Annotated in this window: 16 protein-coding genes; 7 read left to right on the forward strand and 9 right to left on the reverse strand. The window is 70.5% G+C overall.

From position 1 onward, the window contains the following. The 3 genes from ACNFOC_RS08755 to ACNFOC_RS08765 form a co-directional block, all read right to left on the reverse strand. Nucleotides 1–294, reverse strand: a 294-nt coding sequence (locus ACNFOC_RS08755; protein ID WP_416958402.1) for a DUF4304 domain-containing protein, incomplete at its 3' end; no start/stop codon positions are given. Continuing rightward, complete coding sequence (gene msrA, locus ACNFOC_RS08760; protein WP_416958404.1) at nucleotides 287–955, reverse strand: peptide-methionine (S)-S-oxide reductase MsrA; 669 nt, start codon at nucleotides 953–955, stop codon at nucleotides 287–289. The genes ACNFOC_RS08755 and msrA, both read right to left, overlap by 8 nt. A 73-nt stretch (nucleotides 956–1,028) precedes the next feature. Beyond that, nucleotides 1,029–2,147, reverse strand: a complete 1,119-nt coding sequence (locus tag ACNFOC_RS08765; RefSeq protein WP_416958406.1) for a hypothetical protein — start codon at nucleotides 2,145–2,147, stop codon at nucleotides 1,029–1,031. 141 nt (nucleotides 2,148–2,288) lie between these two features. Between ACNFOC_RS08765 and ACNFOC_RS08770 the strand changes: the two genes are divergently transcribed. Continuing rightward, entirely contained in the window at nucleotides 2,289–3,443 is a 1,155-nt protein-coding gene (locus tag ACNFOC_RS08770) for a cystathionine gamma-synthase (protein ID WP_366489460.1), read from the forward strand. A gap of 81 nt (nucleotides 3,444–3,524) precedes the next feature. Here ACNFOC_RS08770 and ACNFOC_RS08775 read toward each other — a convergent pair whose 3' ends face one another. From ACNFOC_RS08775 to ACNFOC_RS08785, 3 genes are all read right to left on the reverse strand, one after another. After that, nucleotides 3,525–3,773: a hypothetical protein gene (locus ACNFOC_RS08775; RefSeq protein WP_416958408.1), complete on the reverse strand. Its 249-nt coding sequence runs from the start codon at nucleotides 3,771–3,773 to the stop codon at nucleotides 3,525–3,527. Nucleotides 3,774–3,834: 61 nt separating this feature from the next. Then, entirely contained in the window at nucleotides 3,835–4,338 is a 504-nt protein-coding gene (locus ACNFOC_RS08780) for a sigma factor-like helix-turn-helix DNA-binding protein (protein WP_384159273.1), read from the reverse strand. Nucleotides 4,339–4,537: 199 nt separating this feature from the next. Next, the gene (locus ACNFOC_RS08785) at nucleotides 4,538–5,035 is read right to left on the reverse strand and encodes a MarR family winged helix-turn-helix transcriptional regulator (RefSeq protein WP_416958410.1); all 498 of its coding nucleotides are present in this window, start codon (nucleotides 5,033–5,035) and stop codon (nucleotides 4,538–4,540) included. A 163-nt stretch (nucleotides 5,036–5,198) separates the two neighbouring features. Here ACNFOC_RS08785 and ilvA point away from each other — a divergent pair, with 163 nt between their 5' ends. The 3 genes from ilvA (at nucleotide 5,199) to ACNFOC_RS08800 (ending at nucleotide 8,483) form a co-directional block, all read left to right on the forward strand. Further along, nucleotides 5,199–6,428 carry a threonine ammonia-lyase gene (ilvA, locus tag ACNFOC_RS08790; protein WP_416958412.1) on the forward strand — a complete coding sequence of 410 codons (1,230 nt, stop codon included), beginning with the start codon at nucleotides 5,199–5,201 and terminating at the stop codon, nucleotides 6,426–6,428. 184 nt (nucleotides 6,429–6,612) lie between these two features. Beyond that, nucleotides 6,613–7,629, forward strand: coding sequence for an efflux ABC transporter ATPase subunit, DrrA-related (locus tag ACNFOC_RS08795; protein WP_416958414.1), 1,017 nt, complete (start codon nucleotides 6,613–6,615; stop codon nucleotides 7,627–7,629). After that, a complete protein-coding gene (locus ACNFOC_RS08800; RefSeq protein ID WP_416958416.1) occupies nucleotides 7,626–8,483 on the forward strand; it encodes an ABC transporter permease in 858 nt (285 codons plus the stop codon). Before ACNFOC_RS08795 ends, ACNFOC_RS08800 begins: the two co-directional genes overlap by 4 nt. Nucleotides 8,484–8,618: 135 nt before the next feature. On the opposite strand, the gene greA is transcribed toward ACNFOC_RS08800, so the two are convergent. Next, nucleotides 8,619–9,119, reverse strand: coding sequence for a transcription elongation factor GreA (gene greA, locus ACNFOC_RS08805; RefSeq protein ID WP_416958418.1), 501 nt, complete (start codon nucleotides 9,117–9,119; stop codon nucleotides 8,619–8,621). A gap of 168 nt (nucleotides 9,120–9,287) precedes the next feature. Further along, the gene (locus ACNFOC_RS08810; protein WP_416958420.1) at nucleotides 9,288–9,686 is read right to left on the reverse strand and encodes a DUF4307 domain-containing protein; all 399 of its coding nucleotides are present in this window, start codon (nucleotides 9,684–9,686) and stop codon (nucleotides 9,288–9,290) included. A gap of 147 nt (nucleotides 9,687–9,833) precedes the next feature. On the opposite strand from ACNFOC_RS08810, the gene mca reads away from it, so the two are divergent. Together mca and ACNFOC_RS08820 are read left to right on the forward strand one after the other, a co-directional pair. Beyond that, complete coding sequence (mca, locus tag ACNFOC_RS08815) at nucleotides 9,834–10,694, forward strand: mycothiol conjugate amidase Mca (protein WP_416958486.1); 861 nt, start codon at nucleotides 9,834–9,836, stop codon at nucleotides 10,692–10,694. After that, complete coding sequence (locus tag ACNFOC_RS08820; protein ID WP_416958423.1) at nucleotides 10,687–10,962, forward strand: hypothetical protein; 276 nt, start codon at nucleotides 10,687–10,689, stop codon at nucleotides 10,960–10,962. Before mca ends, ACNFOC_RS08820 begins: the two co-directional genes overlap by 8 nt. A gap of 19 nt (nucleotides 10,963–10,981) precedes the next feature. On the opposite strand, the gene ACNFOC_RS08825 is transcribed toward ACNFOC_RS08820, so the two are convergent. Then, nucleotides 10,982–14,185 carry a tetratricopeptide repeat protein gene (locus ACNFOC_RS08825; RefSeq protein WP_416958425.1) on the reverse strand — a complete coding sequence of 1,068 codons (3,204 nt, stop codon included), beginning with the start codon at nucleotides 14,183–14,185 and terminating at the stop codon, nucleotides 10,982–10,984. 147 nt (nucleotides 14,186–14,332) lie between these two features. Between ACNFOC_RS08825 and ACNFOC_RS08830 the strand changes: the two genes are divergently transcribed. After that, nucleotides 14,333–16,363: a thioredoxin domain-containing protein gene (locus ACNFOC_RS08830; RefSeq protein WP_416958426.1), complete on the forward strand. Its 2,031-nt coding sequence runs from the start codon at nucleotides 14,333–14,335 to the stop codon at nucleotides 16,361–16,363. Nucleotide 16,364 lies beyond the last annotated feature (1 nt).

The raw sequence follows: 16,364 nt of genomic DNA on the forward strand, positions 1-16,364 counted from the left end.
ACCGAGCACCGCGCGACGCCCGTCGTCATCGGCCTGGCCGTCGTCACCGGGGTGGTCCTGGCGCTGGCCGGTGTCGGCCTTGTCGGCCACGGTGACGTTCAGGGTGAACTCGACCTGCCCCGCCGTCTTGTGCGCCGCCTTCTGGAAGCCGATGAGCGCCCAGGTCTCGAGATGCGGCAGTTCGTACGTCTGCCCCGAACCCTTGAAGCCGAGTGCGCGCAGACCGGGAGCTATCCGTGCGCGCATCAGCGATGCGAACGCCTGCTGCGCGGTGGGCGCGGAGCCGTCAGCCATCGGACGGCACCACGCCGATCGGGCAGGACACCCCGGTGCCGCCGATCCCGCAGTAACCCGCCGGGTTCTTGTCGAGGTACTGCTGGTGGTACCCCTCGGCCGGATAGAACACCCGCCCCTCCGCCGGGAGGATCTCCGTGCTGATCGTGCCGTAGCGCGACCGCGTGAGGACCCGCTGGTAGGCCGTGCGGGACGCTTCCGCCGCGGCTGCCTGGTCGGGGGTGTGGGTGTGGATCGCCGAACGGTACTGCGTGCCCACGTCGTTGCCCTGGCGGAAGCCCTGGGTCGGGTTGTGCGCCTCCCAGAACGTCCTCAGCAGCCTGTCGTACGAGATCAGCTTCGGGTCGTACACCACCCGGACCGCCTCCGTGTGGCCGGTCAGGCCCGAGCAGACCTCCTCGTACGTGGGGTTCTCCGTGTAGCCGCCCTGGTAACCGACCAGCGTCGTCCACACACCGACCGGCAGCTGCCAGAACGTGCGCTCCGCACCCCAGAAGCAGCCCATTCCGAAGTCGGCGACCTCCAGGTGCCCGGGATAGGGGCCGAGCAGCGGGGTGCCGAGAACGGCATGGCGATCGGGGACCGTGAACACCGGCTCGGGCCGGCCCTGCAAAGCCTGTTCGGGGGTTGGCAGTTGGGGCGTACGACTGTGCAGGAACATACGATCTCCAATCGGGCCGCAACGAGGGTCCGCACCCGCTGAACGGGCGAGACCCTCCGAGAATTCCGCCCGGTCAGTGCGGCAGGCTCGCCGGACTCCCGCCGTTCGCCTCGTACCCCGCCACCGCCAGCGCCCGGTAGACCGCGAACTCCGCCGCCGGGTCCGGGGACAGGGTCCAGGGAAGCGCCCCGACGTGGCCGTCGATGTGTATGAGCTGGTTCATCGCCTCGGACCAACGCTCCGCGCGGACCAGGAAGAAGACCAGGAGATGGCGGACGTGCGCCAGCATCGGGTCGTCGGGGCGGGCCGCGTGGACGGCGAAGAGCGCGCCGTGGATCGCCTTCTCGACGACCTCGCTCTGGTAGAAGCTGCGGACCAGGTTCACCTCGGGGAGGTGCTCGAAGACCGCGAAGAGCGGCATCGCCGTGAGGAGGGAACCCTGCGGAGCCCGCGCGGCGGCCGCCTCCGCGAACGAGTTCGCCAGCTCGCGCGAACCGTGCCACTTCTCGCACCAGTAGTGCAGCGCCGCCAGATGCGCCCCCATGTGGGCCGGCGCGCGGTCCAGGATCTTCAGCCACAGCAGCTCGAACTCTGGCTGCGGATACGTCAGTCCGCGGGCCACCGACAGCTCGACGATGTACGGCACCGGGTCACCGGGGGAGAGGAGCGCCGCCTGCCCGCAGGCGTCCCGCGCCTCCTCCATGATGATCCGGAACTCGTCCGTCCCCCGCGTCGCCGTACGCCACGCCTGCTGCACCAGGAACTCCGCGTGGACGGCCGCGCCGCCCGCGTCCTTCGGGTGCTCGAGCCGCCACACCCGCAGCCACTGCCCGCCCGGTGTCTCGCTGACCCCGCCGGGCCGCTGCTGAAGCTCCAGCGACGCGGCACCCGCGAAGGCCTGCACGCGCTGCCAGCGCAGCTCGCCCGTGATCTCGGTGCCGGCCAGCAGCTGCATCGCCGCGCGGTAGTCGTGCGTGCGCTGCACCAGGTCGAGGACGTCCAGCAGGTCCTGGTCGGGGCCGGGCATGCGGATGTCCAGCTCCTCCTCGCGCACGAAGCCGTAGGTCGCCGGGTCCGCGGCGTCCGGGTGGCCCGGCGAGACCTGCTCGATCGCCCCGCGCCTGCGCCGCAGGAACGGGACCAGCACGAAGCCCATCATGACCAGCGCCATCAGGACCCAGAGAATCTCCATGCCTCAAGCGAACCAGACGCGTCCGACAATTGGCGAACCCGGCCCACCACCCTGTGGAAAACCGCCGCTGCCCCGGCGCACCACCCTGTGGAAAACCTCCGGATCGTCGTCCACCCCCCAGGCGCACTACGCTCGGGGCTCATGAGCGACAGGCACATCAGTCAGCACTTCGAGACCCTCGCGATCCACGCGGGCAATACCGCCGATCCCCTGACCGGCGCGGTCGTCCCGCCGATCTACCAGGTCTCGACCTACAAGCAGGACGGCGTCGGCGGTCTGCGCGGCGGCTACGAGTACAGCCGTAGCGCCAACCCCACCAGGACCGCCCTGGAAGAGAACCTCGCCGCCCTGGAGGGCGGCCGCCGCGGCCTCGCGTTCGCGTCCGGACTGGCGGCCGAGGACTGCCTGTTGCGTACGCTGCTCAGCCCCGGCGACCACGTCGTCATCCCGAACGACGCGTACGGCGGCACCTTCCGTCTCTTCGCGAAGGTCGTCTCCCGGTGGGGCGTCGAGTGGTCGGTCGCCGACACCAGCGACCCGGCGGCGGTACGGGCCGCCATCACCCCGAAGACCAAGGTCGTCTGGGTGGAGACCCCCTCGAACCCGCTGCTCGGCATCACCGACATCGCGGTCGTCGCGCAGATCGCCCGGGACGCGGGCGCGAAGCTCGTCGTCGACAACACCTTCGCGACGCCGTACCTCCAGCAGCCGCTGGCCCTCGGCGCGGACGTCGTCGTGCACTCCCTGACGAAGTACATGGGCGGTCACTCGGACGTGGTCGGCGGCGCGCTGATCGCGGCCGACGAGGCGCTCGGCGACGAACTGGCCTACCACCAGAACGCGATGGGCGCGGTCGCCGGGCCCTTCGACTCCTGGCTGGTGCTGCGCGGCGCCAAGACGCTGTCGGTGCGCATGGACCGGCACAGCGAGAACGCCACCAAGATCGCCGACATGCTCACCCGGCACGCACGCGTGACGCGCGTTCTCTACCCGGGCCTCCCGGAGCACCCCGGCCACGAGGTCGCCGCCAAGCAGATGCGGGCCTTCGGCGGCATGATCTCCTTCCAGGTCGAGGGCGGCGAGGAAGCGGCCGTCGAGGTCTGCAACCGCGCCAAGGTGTTCACGCTCGGCGAGTCCCTGGGCGGCGTCGAGTCGCTGATCGAGCACCCGGGACGCATGACGCACGCGTCCGTGGTCGGTTCGGCCCTGGAGGTCCCCGGCGACCTCGTACGCCTCTCCGTGGGCATCGAGAACGTGCAGGACCTCCTGGAGGACCTTCAGCAGGCGCTGGGCTAGAGGACCCGCGGCCGGCACTGGGCCGGCCGACAGCGGGCCAGAGGTCCCGTCCAGCCCGCCAGGGCCAGGGCAGCCGGGTCCTCACCAACCCGTCAGCGGTGGAGTCGTCTCCGACGGCGGCTCCACCCAGGGATGGACCATCAGTGCCCACACGGTGAACGCCACGAGCGCAGCCCACAGCAGCATCCACATCAGCCGCCGGGCGGCCCGTCTGCGGCGCAGCATGCGGCCGCCGCGCCGCACGATGTCCGCGTACAGCTCCGGCGGCACCTGCGGCGGAGTCCGCTCCATGATCTGCCGTACGGCAGCCTCCCGCTGGGGTCTGTTCACGCGCGCGTACCTCCGCCCCACGGCCTCATAGGCCCCATAGACCTCATGGGCCCTATCGGCCTCATGACGGCACCACCTTGGCCCCGCCCACCTTCGGTGCCGGACCGCGCGGCGGGTGCAGCAGCGTCGCCGTCGCCCGCTCGCAGATCGTCCGGACCCGTTCCGTGGGGAGGCCGAGCAGCGCGGCGGCCTGTTCCTCGGCGACCCCCTCGTACAACCTGAGGACGAGGATCAGCCGCTCCTGGGGCACGAGGGCGCCCAGAGGGCTGTCGGGGTGGGGGCGGGCCCGGCCGAGACCGCCGTACTGGTGCCAGGCCGCGCGGGCGAAACGGGTGGCCAGGTACTGGCGGGCGCGGTCGTACGGGTCCTCACCGCGCAGCCGGTCCCAGCACGCGTACGTGTGTGCCAGGGACAGCGTCAACAGGCGCCGCGCGCGCGGGTTGTCGTCCGGGGCCTCGGCGGTGAGCAGCGTGGCGGCATGCAGCAGCCGCCCTGCCGCGCCCGCGACGAACGCCTCGAACTCCCGGGCCCGGCGGGCGCCTTGGGACGCCTGCCGTTCTCGCACCGCGCCGTCTCCCCCCTGAAGGACCCGGTTTCATATGAGGCCAGGGCCGTCGCGAGGTCAAGAGTTCGGTACGAAAGGCGGGAGTCGGGCGCCACGCGCGTGTGCTCGCGTTCTTTCAGGAACCGGCGCTCTTCAAGAAGCCGTGCTCTTCAGGAACCCGCGCTCTTCAGGGATCCATGCTGTTGAGGGACCCGCGTCCTCAAGAAGCCGACGGTGTCTCTCCGCCCGGGACCGCCATCCGTGCGGAGAGGGCGCTGTTGAAGCGTGTGAGGAGCGTGCAGAACGCCTCGCGCTCCTCCGGCGCCCAGTCGTGTGTCAGCTCGTCCATCAACTGACGCCGGGACGACCGCACTTCCTCCAGCCGCGACTGTCCGCGCGGGGACAGCTGAAGCACCACCGCGCGGCCGTCCTCGGGGTGCGAGGTGCGCTTCACGAGCCCGGTGTCGACGAGCGGGGCCACCTGCCGGGTGACCGTCGAGGAGTCGATCCCCATGCTCGCGGCGAGCGCCTTGACGCCCATCGGACCTTCCTTGTCCAGGCGGTTGAGCAGCAGATACGCGGCGCGGTCCATGGAGTTGCGCACCTGGCCGACTCCGCCGAGCCGGGTCTGTTCGGCACGGCGCGCGAACACCGCCACCTCGTGCTGCAGCGCGTCGAGGAGACCGGGTTCACCGACGGTCGTCATGTCCATCGACATTTCAGGTGTTGTGGGCATGGCCGGGGGCTCGCTTCATGAAGGGGGTGCTGGATTGGGGGACAGAGTACGCGGCCGGAAGGCAGGCCGTACCGGGGCTGCGCAAACCAGTCTCGGAGCTTGGTCACAACCGTGGCGTGCGCCTGTGAACTGCGATGCTTGAGTCATGAGCTACAGCACGGCTGACTCCTTGCGACCCGTCACCCTCGACGATGTGCGCGGCGCCCAGAAGATGCTCATGGGCGTGGCGCGGGTGACCGCGATGGAGGGCAGCAGGCATCTGACCCAGCTCGTCGGCTCGCCGGTGCACTTCAAGTGCGAGAACCTCCAGCGGACGGGTTCCTTCAAGCTGCGCGGCGCCTACGTCCGTATCGCAGGACTGCTCCCCGAGGAGCGTGCCGCCGGTGTCGTCGCCGCGAGCGCCGGCAACCACGCCCAGGGCGTCGCCCTCGCCTCCGCGCTCCTGGGCGTGCGCTCCACGGTGTTCATGCCCAAGGGCGCGCCCCTGCCGAAGATCAGCGCCACCAAGGAGTACGGGGCGGAGGTGCGCCTGCACGGCCACGTGGTCGACGAGACGCTGGCCGCCGCGCAGGAGTACGCCCATGAGACGGGCGCGGTGTTCATCCACCCCTTCGACCACCCGGACATCATCGCGGGCCAGGGCACGGTCGGCCTGGAGATCCTGGACCAGTGCCCCGAGGTGCGCACGATCGTCGTCGGGATCGGCGGCGGCGGGCTCGCGGCCGGTGTCGCGGTCGCCGTGAAGGCGCTGCGGCCCGACGTACGGATCGTGGGCGTCCAGGCGGCGGGCGCGGCCGCGTTCCCGCCCTCGCTGGCGGCCGGGCGCCCGGTGTCGATCAAGAACCCGGCGACGATGGCCGACGGCATCAAGGTCGGCTGCCCCGGTGAGGTGCCGTTCGGGATCGTCGCCGAGCTGGTGGACGAGGTCCGCACGGTCAGCGAGGACGAGCTGTCCGCCGCGCTGCTGCTGTGCCTGGAGCGGGCCAAGCTGGTCGTCGAGCCGGCCGGTGCCAGTCCGGTCGCGGCGCTGCTGAGCGATCCGCGGGGCTTCGAGGGACCGGTCGTCGCGCTGCTGTCCGGCGGGAACGTGGACCCGCTGCTGCTCAACCGCATCCTGCGCCACGGCATGTCCGCGCAGGGCCGCTACCTGGCCGTGACGCTGCGGCTGACGGACCGGCCGGGGGCCCTCGCGACGCTTCTCGGGGTGTTGTCAGTGGTCGACGCTAACGTCCTGGATGTGAGCCACGTCCGGACCGATCCGCGGCTCGGACTCACGGAGGCGGAGGTCGAGCTGCATCTGGAGACGAAGGGGCCGGTGCACTGCGCCGAGGTCGGCCAAGCCTTGCGCGACGCGGGCTACACGGTCATCGACTGAGGTCAGAGGCAGTCCGCCGCTCCCCCCGTCACCTGTCCTGTCACTCGTTCGAGAAATCCGTTGAGGGACGCGATACATCGCGTTATGGTGTGTCTCGTGTCGCCCTTCCTGTGAAAAACGGGAGGCGCAACAACATGCGCAAATCTAGGCTTTTCGAAGAATCCCCGACGACGTGGAGACTGATATGCCAGGCGCCATCTATGCCGAAGGCCTGGTGAAAACCTTCGGCGATGTGAAAGCTCTGGACGGCGTCGACCTCGATGTCCCCGAGGGCACCGTGCTGGGCCTGCTCGGGCCCAACGGCGCGGGCAAGACGACCGCCGTCCGCTGTCTGACCACGCTGCTGCGCCCCGACAGCGGCAAGCTGGTCGTCGCCGGCCTCGACGTGCTCAAGCAGCCGAACGAGGTGCGGCGCTCCATCGGCCTCTCCGGCCAGTTCGCCGCGGTCGACGAGTACCTGACCGGCCGGGAGAACCTCCAAATGGTCGGCCAGCTCTACCAGATGAAGGCCAAGGACGCGAAGGCCCGGGCCGACCAGCTGCTCGACCAGTTCAACCTCGCGGACGCTGCCGACCGTACGGCCAAGACCTACTCCGGAGGTATGCGCCGCCGGCTCGACCTGGCGGCGGCACTCGTCGTCTCCCCGCCCGTGATGTTCATGGACGAGCCGACCACCGGCCTCGACCCCCGCAACCGCCAGATGCTGTGGGAGGTCATCAAGCAGCTCGTCTCCGGCGGCACGACACTGCTGTTGACCACCCAGTATCTGGAGGAGGCCGACCATCTCGCGCACGACATCGCGGTGGTCGACCACGGCCGCGTGATCGCCCGCGGCACCTCCGATCAGCTCAAGGCCCGCACCGGCGGCGAGCGCGTCGAGGTCGTCGTGCACGAGCGCGACCACATCCAGATCGCCTCTGAGGTCCTCCTCGGCTTCGGCAAGGGCGAGACCACCGTCGAGGAGCACACCCGCAAGCTCACCGTGCCCGTCACCGGCGGCGCGAAGCTCCTCGCCGAGGTCATTCGCGAGCTCGACTCCCGCGGCATCGAGATCGACGACATCGGCCTGCGCCGCCCCACCCTCGACGACGTGTTCCTGTCCCTGACGGGCCACCTGGCCGAGGAGAAGGCCGAGGAGAACGGCACGGACGCCGGCCAGGACCCCAAGGACCGCAAGCACAAGAAGGAGGCCGCGAAGTGAGTGCCGTCACCGATGCCGCGCCGATCGCGGCGCCGAGCAGCGCGCTGGGCCAGTCCGTGCACGACTCACTGGTCGTCGCCAAGCGGAACTTGATCAGAATGTCCCGGATTCCCGAAATGGTGATTTTCGGGCTGATCCAACCCATCATGTTCGTGGTGCTGTTCACCTACGTCTTCGGCGGTTCCATGCAGATCGGCGGCAGCACCAGCGCCACCGACTACAAGAACTTCCTGATGGCAGGCATCTTCGCGCAGACCGTCACGTTCGCCACCGCCAGTTCCGGTGCGGGCATCGCCGACGACATGCACAAGGGCCTCATCGACCGGTTCCGTTCGCTGCCCATGGCGCGCGGTGCGGTGCTGACCGGGCGGACGCTCGCGGACCTCGTGCAGACCGCGCTGACGTTGCTGGTCCTCGCGATAGTCGCCCTGCTGGTCGGCTGGCGGGTCGGCTCGGACGGGGACACCAACGCCGGGAAGGTCCTCGGTGCTTTCGGGCTGCTGCTTCTGCTCGGGTACGCGTTCACCTGGATCGGCGCCCTGATCGGGCTCAGCGTCCGTACACCCGAGGCGGCCACCTCCGGCGGGCTGATCTGGCTCTTCCCGGTGACGTTCATCTCGAACGCGTTCGTGGACACCAGCAACATGACCCCGTGGCTGCGCCACATCGCCGAGTGGAACCCGTTCAGCGCCACCGTGCAGGCCTGCCGGGTGCTCTTCGCTAACCCGGGACAGTCGCCCTCGGACGCCTGGCCCATGGTGCACCCGGTGTGGGCCTCACTGATCTACTCGCTGCTGATCATCGTCGTGTTCCGGACGCTGGCGGTGCGGAAGTACCGCTCGGCGACGGCCTGACGAGGCACGCGAGGCGCCGGCCCGAGCATGACGAAACCCCCGGCGCCGCAAGGTCGCCGGGGGTTCGCCGAAAGCCAAAAGCCGAAAGCCGATATCCCAAAGAAGCCCAAGGAGGCCGAAGCCAGATGCCTCAGGTCAGCCGTTGTACGGCTCGGCCTTGAGGATCGTCACCGAGGCCTTCTTGCCGTTGGGCAGCTCGTACTGCGCTTCCTCGCCGACCTTGTGGCCGAGCACGCCGGAGCCCAGCGGGGACTGCGGCGAGTAGGTCTCGATGTCGGCGCTCGCGTACTCGCGCGAGGCGAGCAGGAAGGTCGTGGTGTCGTCCTTGTCGCCGTCGAAGGCGATCGTGACGACCATGCCGGGCGCGACCGCGCCGTCCGTCGACGTCGGAGCCTCGCCGACCTTGGCCTTCTCCAGAAGCTGGGTCAGCTGGCGGATGCGGAGCTCCTGCTTGCCCTGCTCCTCCTTGGCCGCGTGGTACCCGCCGTTCTCGCGCAGGTCGCCCTCCTCGCGAGCGGCCGCGATCTTCACGGTGATCTCGGCGCGCGCGGGACCAGACAGGTACTCCAGCTCGTCCTTGAGCTTGGTGTACGCCTCCTGCGTGAGCCAGGTGACGTCTTCGCTGGTCTGGGTCACAGGTGCTCCTCGTAGGTACTGGGAATACAAAGCATCGCCCTACCCAGAAGAATGTTCCTTCATGGAAGGGCGAAACCACGAGCCTAACAATTCAACGGCGTCAGGGGGAGGACATAAGCCGTCAGACATACGTCAACGCTGGTCAGCGCCTACGTAACGAGGGTGACGTCAGTCGGAGTGGCAGCCCAGCAGCTCGGCCGTGGTGCCCCTGGCCGTGGTGCGCAGGGTGACGACCCTGTCGATGCGGGTCGCGGAGCCGCCGAAGTGGAAGTCGGCGCGGCCCACCTCGGACTGGTCGGCGGCCTGGGAGCGCAGGGTGCAGTAGCCCGTGGTCCCGGAGTCCTTGTGGACCTCGAGATGCACCTTGACCTCGTTGCCCGAGGCCTGGAAGGTGATCACCTCGGCGCTGATCTTGGCCTCGATGACGTAGTGGTAGGCGAAGTACCCGACGAGGGCGAGCAGCATCGCCGCGAGGACGGCACCGGCGATCCTGAGCTTGTGGTCGGCACGCTCGTCCGACGAGCGGCCGTAGCGGCCCTCGGGCAGTCGCGTACTCGCCGTACTCATGATCGTCCTTTCGGCAAGGGGCCCTTCAAACCGGCCCCCGGAATTATTCGCCCCCGGATTCGGTCACTATAGAAGCGCCGATCGCACCCCAGGACACCGGGGCGCCGACTTACTGAGGATTGAGTCTTGACTGACCAGCTGCGACTGATGGCCGTCCACGCGCACCCCGACGACGAGTCGAGCAAGGGCGCGGCCACCATGGCGAAGTACGTGTCCGAGGGGGTGGACGTGCTGGTCGTGACCTGCACGGGCGGGGAGCGCGGCTCCATCCTCAACCCGAAGCTCCAGGGCGACACGTACATCGAGGAGCACATCCACGAGGTGCGCAAGAAGGAGATGGACGAGGCCCGCGAGATCCTCGGCATCAAGCAGGAGTGGCTCGGTTTCGTCGACTCGGGGCTGCCCGAGGGCGACCCGCTGCCGCCGCTGCCCGAGGGCTGCTTCGCGCTGGAGGACGTCGACAAGGCGGCCGGCGAGCTGGTGAAGCAGATCCGCTCGTTCCGCCCGCAGGTGATCACCACCTATGACGAGAACGGCGGTTATCCGCACCCCGACCACATCATGACCCACAAGATCTCGATGGTGGCGTTCGAGGGCGCGGCGGACACCGAGAAGTACCCGGAGTCGGAGTACGGCCCGGCGTACCAGCCGCAGAAGCTGTACTACAACCAGGGCTTCAACCGTCAGCGCACCGAGGCCCTGCACAAGGCGCTGCTGGCGCGCGGCATGGAGTCGCCGTACGAGGAGTGGCTCAAGCGGTGGAACGAGTCGGGGCACACCGAGCGCACGCTCACCACGCACATCCCGTGCTCCGAGTTCTTCGAGATCCGCGACAAGGCGCTGCTCGCGCACGCCACGCAGATCGACCCCGACGGCGGCTGGTTCCGGGTCCCGATGGAGATCCAGAAGGAGGTCTGGCCGACCGAGGAGTACGAGCTCGCGAAGTCCCTCGTCGATACCTCCCTCCCCGAGGACGACCTCTTTGCGGGCATCCGCGACAATGCCTGACATGAGCTCAAGCGCAGCCCTGGCAATGACGCACCTGGTCCCCCTCGCCGAGGTCGACGAGAACAAGGTCACCCCCGGCGTCCTCGGCTTCATCGTGTTCGCGGTGATGGCCCTGGCCGTCTGGGGACTGATGAAGTCCATGAGCAAGCAGATGAACAAGGTCGACTTCAAGGAGGGCGCGGACCCGAAGGCCGAGTCGGCCGCCGAGTCGAGGGCCGAGTCCGAGTCCGGGGCCGCCCCGGCCGATTCCAAGGCCAAGCAGGGCTGACCCGGCCGGTGCGGGGAGGTCAGGGGGTGCCGGACACCGTCACCCCCATCACCTCCCGCGCATGCCGGCTCGGCACCATGCCCAGCCGCCAAGCCTGCCAGCCCGCCTCCAGGTTCACGCCCCGCTCCAGCAGCAGCTGGTACGCCTCCACGTAGTCGTCGAGTTTCTCGTCGCGGTGCGGGTGGCCGGTGCGGGACAGCTGGGCCAGTTCCTCCTGGGCGACCGCCGTGCCGACCTCGACCCCGCCGGGGGCCGCGTACGGCAGGAGCGTGGAGCGCAGGAAGCGGGCCCAGTCCTCGCCGCGGTGGTCGCCGTACGAGGTGAACAGGCCCACCGCCTCGTCGCACAGCGTCAGTGCCTGTTGGGTACGGGCGTTGCCCGCGTCGACGACCGCGAGCTCCAGGCAGGTCCAGGCCTCGCCGTGGGCGACGCCGATGCGCTGGAAGTCGGCGCGGGCGTCGACCAGGAGCTGGCGGGCGAACCCGGAGTTGCGCAGCGAGCCCGTCTGGGCCGCGCGCTGGTCGCGGGTCACGCGTGCGGAGTGGTGCCGGGCGCAGGCCAGGCCGTAGACGTCGCGCATGCGGGAGAACATCGTGCGGGAGCGTTCCAGTTCGCGCACCGCGAGGTCCAGGTTGCCGGTCTCCTCCAGGGCCTGGCCGAGGTAGTAGACGGTCCAGGCCTCGCCGCGCGCGTCCTCGTTGTCGCGGTGCCGGGCGGCCGCCTGGCGCAGGCCGTCGACCGCCGGGGACGGGTCGCCGGCGACGAGTCGGGCGCGGGCCAGCTGGGTCAGGGCCCAGGCCTCGCCGCGGGCGTCGCGGGTGCGGCGGTAGAGGCCGAGGGCCGTGGTGAGTTCGGACTCGGCGCGCGGGATGTCGCCCATGCGCAGGCCGAGTTGGCCGAGCTGGAAGTGGGCCCAGGCCTCGCCGTGGACGGACTCGCCGGCGCGGTGCAGGACCAGGGAGTCGGTCAACAGCCGCATGGCCTCGGGGAGTCGGCCGCGGTCGCGTTCGACGGCGGCCAGGGCGTGCATCGTCCAGGCGCGGTCCGTGGCCAGTTGGGGCGGGGCCTGGAGGTCGAGGGCCTCGCGGAGTTTCGCCGCCGCCTCGGTGAGGTTGCCCTGGTGGTGGAGGGTGATGCCGAGCGAGCACAGGGCGCGCGCGGCGCCCGCGTCGTGATGGGCCTCCATGTAGAGGTCGACGACGGAGGTGAGGGTGGTGCGCGCCTTGTCGAGTTCGCCGAGCTGCCGGGCCGCGATACCGGTGCGCCACTGCACCGAGCGGACCAGCAGCCCCTGGTCGACGGCCTGCGCCAACTCGCTGATCTCGCCCAGGCGGTAGAGGTCGCCGCGCAGCAGGCAGTAGTCGCACAGCGCGCCCAGCAGATTCAGTACGGCGCCCTGGTCGACGCCCTCCGCGTGCCGCAGCGTCGAGGTGATGAAGCTCGACTCGTCGTCCAGCCAGCGCAGCGCCTCGTCGAGCGAGGTGAAGCCGTGCGGGCCGAACCGGTCCGAGCGCGTCGACATGTTGCCGTCGACCAACCGCAGTACGGAGTCGGCCAGTTCGCCGTAGTTCACGATCAACCGCTCCTGCGCGGCCGTACGTTCCGAGGACTCCTCCTCGTCGAGGAGGCGGGCCTGGGCGAAGGCGCGGACCAGGTCGTGCAGGCGGTAGCGGGTGCCGCGGACGTGGTCGATGAGGCCCGCCCGGGACAGGGCCTCCAGTTGGCGGGTGGCCTCCGTCTGGTCGGTGGCCAGCAGGGCGGCCGCGGCCGCCGCGCCCAGCGAGGCCCGGCCGGCCAGCGCCAGTCGGCGCAGCAGCCTGCGGGCCTGGTCCGACTGGTCGGTGTAGCGCAGCCACAGGGCCCGCTCGACCGGTTCAACCGGGCCGTACGCGGCGAGATCCGTGGCCAGCCGGCGCGGTGAGCGCGGGCCGAGGGACGAGCCCGCGATCCGCAGCGCCAGCGGCAGCCCGCCGCACAACTCCCTGATCCGGTCGGCGGATTCGGCGTCGTAGGGCTCCGAACCGTCCTGCGCCGCCGCGCCCAGCAGCTCCTCCGCGCCCGCCGCGTCCAGCGACTCCACCGGCAACTGGTGGACCCAGGCGGCCAGTTCGGCGGGCAGGTCGAGGGGCTTGCGGGCGGTGACCACGACCAGGCTGTCCGAGCGCTCCGGGATCAGGGTCGCCACCTGCGCGACGTCGGAGGCGTCGTCCAGGACGATCGTCACCGGCAGGCCGGTCAGGTGCTGGTGGTACAACTCGCCCAGCCGCTTGACCTGTTGGTCGGGGGAGGAGCGCTCGCGGAACAGCAGTTGCTCGCGGGGCGCGCCGAGCCGGTTCAGCAGGTGCAGCAGGGCGTCGCGGGTGGGCAGCGGCGGCTCGCCCGGGCTGTCGCCGCGCAGATCCACCACGCAGGCGCCGCGGAAGTGGTCCCGCAGATCGTGCGCGGCCCGCACCGCGAGGCTGGTGCGCCCCGAGCCCGGCGCGCCGTGCAGGACGACCACGGTCGGCCGGGTCTCCGTACTCGCACGGGCCGCCTGTACCAGCTGCCGAATGCGGGCCAGCTCCACCCGCCGACCGGCGAACGCGCCCACCGCGTCCGGAAGTTGACCGAAGGACTGCTCCAGCACACTCCGCCTGCGGGCCGCCGCGCTCTTGTCCGCGCCGCGCAACCGCGGCCCCGGCTTCCGCGTCGGCCCGGTGGACGCGGCGAGCACCCGCTGCTGGTCCAGGAACGGCCGGATGCCCCGTACCTCCAGCGCCGTCAGCCACTGCAACCGCAGCTGCTCGGGGCCGCCGGGCTGGCTCACGGCACCGGCGCGGTGATGCGCGGCCGGCAGATGCGAGGCGGTCACCTTCACGACGGTGGCCGCCGCGCCCACGACGCCGACGGTCACGCCGGCGCCGAACGCGGCGCCGGTACCGGTGCCGAGGGCGAGGTCGGCCACCACGGCGGCGACTGCGCCAACACCCGCCACCAGCAAGGGAGTTCGGCCGCCCTCCTGCGCATACCGCTGCCCGAAGGTGAGCTGCCCCGCCGACGCCTCGTCGAGAGCCCCCGTATAGGCCGCGTACTCCTCGGCCGCCGTCTGGGCCATGGCGTCCAGAGCGGCCCGGGACCGCGTCAGCAGCACCTGCCCGTCCGTGCGCCCGCCGGAGCGCCGCACCTCCTCCTCCACGGCCCGAGCCAACAGCCGCTCGGCATCGCTCCGATGGCCGTCCCGCATGACACGTCCCCCTCCGGCGGCAACTCCTTGGCCTATGAGTGTCCTTCGGCGGAGGCGGGAGCGCGAGAGGGCGACGATCATCCGCCGGCCGTACGGGAGCGGGAGGCGGTCCCGCGGTCATCGGCTCCGGTCGGGCACGATGGGGGCATGCCGAACCGACTGGCCCATGAGACCTCCCCCTATCTGCTCCAGCACGCCGACAACCCCGTCGACTGGTGGCCCTGGTCGGCCGAGGCCTTCGACGAGGCGCGGAGGACGAACCGGCCGGTGCTGCTCAGCGTCGGGTACAGCAGCTGTCACTGGTGCCATGTCATGGCCCACGAGTCCTTCGAGGACCAGCTCACCGCCGACTACCTCAACGAGCACTTCGTCAGCGTCAAGGTCGACCGGGAGGAACGCCCCGACGTCGACGCCGTCTACATGGAGGCCGTGCAGGCGGCCACCGGCCAGGGCGGCTGGCCGATGACCGTCTTCCTCACGCCGGACGCCGAGCCCTTCTACTTCGGCACGTACTTCCCGCCCGCGCCCCGCCACGGCATGCCCTCCTTCCGCCAGGTCCTCGAAGGTGTGCGCAGCGCCTGGACCGACCGGCGGGACGAGGTCGCCGAGGTCGCCGGGAAGATCACGCGGGACCTCTCCCAGCGCGAGATCGACTACGGCAGCACCGAGGCCCCCGGCGAGGAGGAGCTGTCCGGCGCGCTCCTCGGGCTCACGCGGGAGTACGACCCGCAGCGCGGCGGATTCGGCGGCGCGCCCAAGTTCCCGCCGTCCATGGCACTGGAGTTCCTGCTCCGCCACCACGCCCGCACCGGCTCCGAGGGCGCCCTGGAGATGGCCCGGGACACCTGCGAGCGCATGGCACGCGGCGGCGTCTACGACCAGCTCGCGGGCGGCTTCGCCCGTTACTCCGTCGACCGCGAGTGGATCGTCCCGCACTTCGAGAAGATGCTCTACGACAACGCCTTGCTGTGTCGTGTGTATGCGCACCTGTGGCGCAGTACCGGCTCCGAACTCGCCCGGCGCGTGGCCGTCGAGACCGCCGACTTCATCGTGCGTGAACTGCGCACGAACGAGGGCGGGTTCGCCTCCGCCCTCGACGCCGACAGCGACGACGGGACCGGCAAGCACGTCGAGGGCGCCTACTACGTCTGGACGCCCGAGCAGCTCACCGGGGTTCTGGGTGAGAAGGACGGCGGACTCGCCGCCCAGTACTTCGGCGTGACCGACGACGGGACCTTCGAGGAAGGGCAGTCCGTCCTCCAACTCCCGCAGACCGAAGGGGTCTTCGACGCCGAGAAGGTCGAGTCGGTCAAGAGCCGTCTCCTCGCCGCCCGTTCGCAGCGGCCCGCCCCCGGCCGCGACGACAAGGTGGTCGCCGCCTGGAACGGCCTCGCGATCGCCGCACTCGCCGAGACCGGCGCCTACTTCGACCGCCCCGACCTGGTCGAGGCCGCCGTCTCCGCCGCCGATCTCCTCGTACGCCTGCATCTGGACGAGCACGCCAAGCTGGCCCGCACCAGCAAGGACGGCCAAGTCGGCGCGAACGCCGGGGTGTTGGAGGACTACGCCGATGTCGCGGAGGGCTTCCTCGCGCTGGCGTCGGTGACGGGGGAGGGGGTCTGGCTGGAGTTCGCCGGGTTCCTGCTCGACCACGTGCTCGCCGGATTCGTCGATGAATCGGGGGCGCTGTACGACACCGCCGTCGACGCCGAGCAGCTGATCCGGCGGCCGCAGGATCCGACCGACAACGCCACCCCGTCCGGGTGGACGGCCGCCGCCGGTGCGCTGCTGAGCTATGCCGCGCAGACCGGTGCCGAGCCCCATCGCACCGCCGCCGAGCGGGCGTTGGGGGTCGTGAAGGCACTCGGGCCGCGCGTGCCGCGGTTCATCGGGTGGGGGCTCGCGGTCGCCGAGGCCCATCTCGACGGGCCGCGCGAGGTGGCCGTCGTAGGAGCGTCCCTCATCGACGAAGGCGCAAAAGCCTTGCACCGTACGGCACTTCTGGGTACCGCGCCCGGGGCCGTGGTCGCCTTCGGGGTTGCGGGGAGTGACGAGTTGCCGTTGCTCGCCGACCGGCCCTTGGTCGACGGTGGACCGGCCGCGTACGTTTGCCGTAACTTTACCTGTGACGCTCCGACGACCGACCCCGAGCGGCTGCGCACCGCGCTGAACAGGTGAA

The organism is Streptomyces colwelliae, assembly GCF_048158785.1.
Taxonomy (GTDB): Bacteria; Actinomycetota; Actinomycetes; order Streptomycetales; family Streptomycetaceae; genus Streptomyces.

Bases quoted from the DNA above. Each gene is read 5' to 3' on its own strand.
- ACNFOC_RS08785 (WP_416958410.1), bottom strand. From the start codon at position 5,035: ATGTCGATGGACATGACGACCGTCGGTGAACCCGGTCTCCTCGACGCG.
- ACNFOC_RS08825 (WP_416958425.1), bottom strand. From the start codon at position 14,185: ATGCGGGACGGCCATCGGAGCGATGCCGAGCGGCTGTTGGCTCGGGCC.
- ACNFOC_RS08830 (WP_416958426.1), top strand. From the start codon at position 14,333: ATGCCGAACCGACTGGCCCATGAGACCTCCCCCTATCTGCTCCAGCAC.
- msrA (WP_416958404.1), bottom strand. From the start codon at position 955: ATGTTCCTGCACAGTCGTACGCCCCAACTGCCAACCCCCGAACAGGCT.
- mca (WP_416958486.1), top strand. From the start codon at position 9,834: ATGGCCGTCCACGCGCACCCCGACGACGAGTCGAGCAAGGGCGCGGCC.
- ACNFOC_RS08770 (WP_366489460.1), top strand. From the start codon at position 2,289: ATGAGCGACAGGCACATCAGTCAGCACTTCGAGACCCTCGCGATCCAC.
- ACNFOC_RS08795 (WP_416958414.1), top strand. From the start codon at position 6,613: ATGCCAGGCGCCATCTATGCCGAAGGCCTGGTGAAAACCTTCGGCGAT.
- ACNFOC_RS08810 (WP_416958420.1), bottom strand. From the start codon at position 9,686: ATGAGTACGGCGAGTACGCGACTGCCCGAGGGCCGCTACGGCCGCTCG.
- ACNFOC_RS08820 (WP_416958423.1), top strand. From the start codon at position 10,687: ATGCCTGACATGAGCTCAAGCGCAGCCCTGGCAATGACGCACCTGGTC.
- ilvA (WP_416958412.1), top strand. From the start codon at position 5,199: ATGAGCTACAGCACGGCTGACTCCTTGCGACCCGTCACCCTCGACGAT.
- ACNFOC_RS08765 (WP_416958406.1), bottom strand. From the start codon at position 2,147: ATGGAGATTCTCTGGGTCCTGATGGCGCTGGTCATGATGGGCTTCGTG.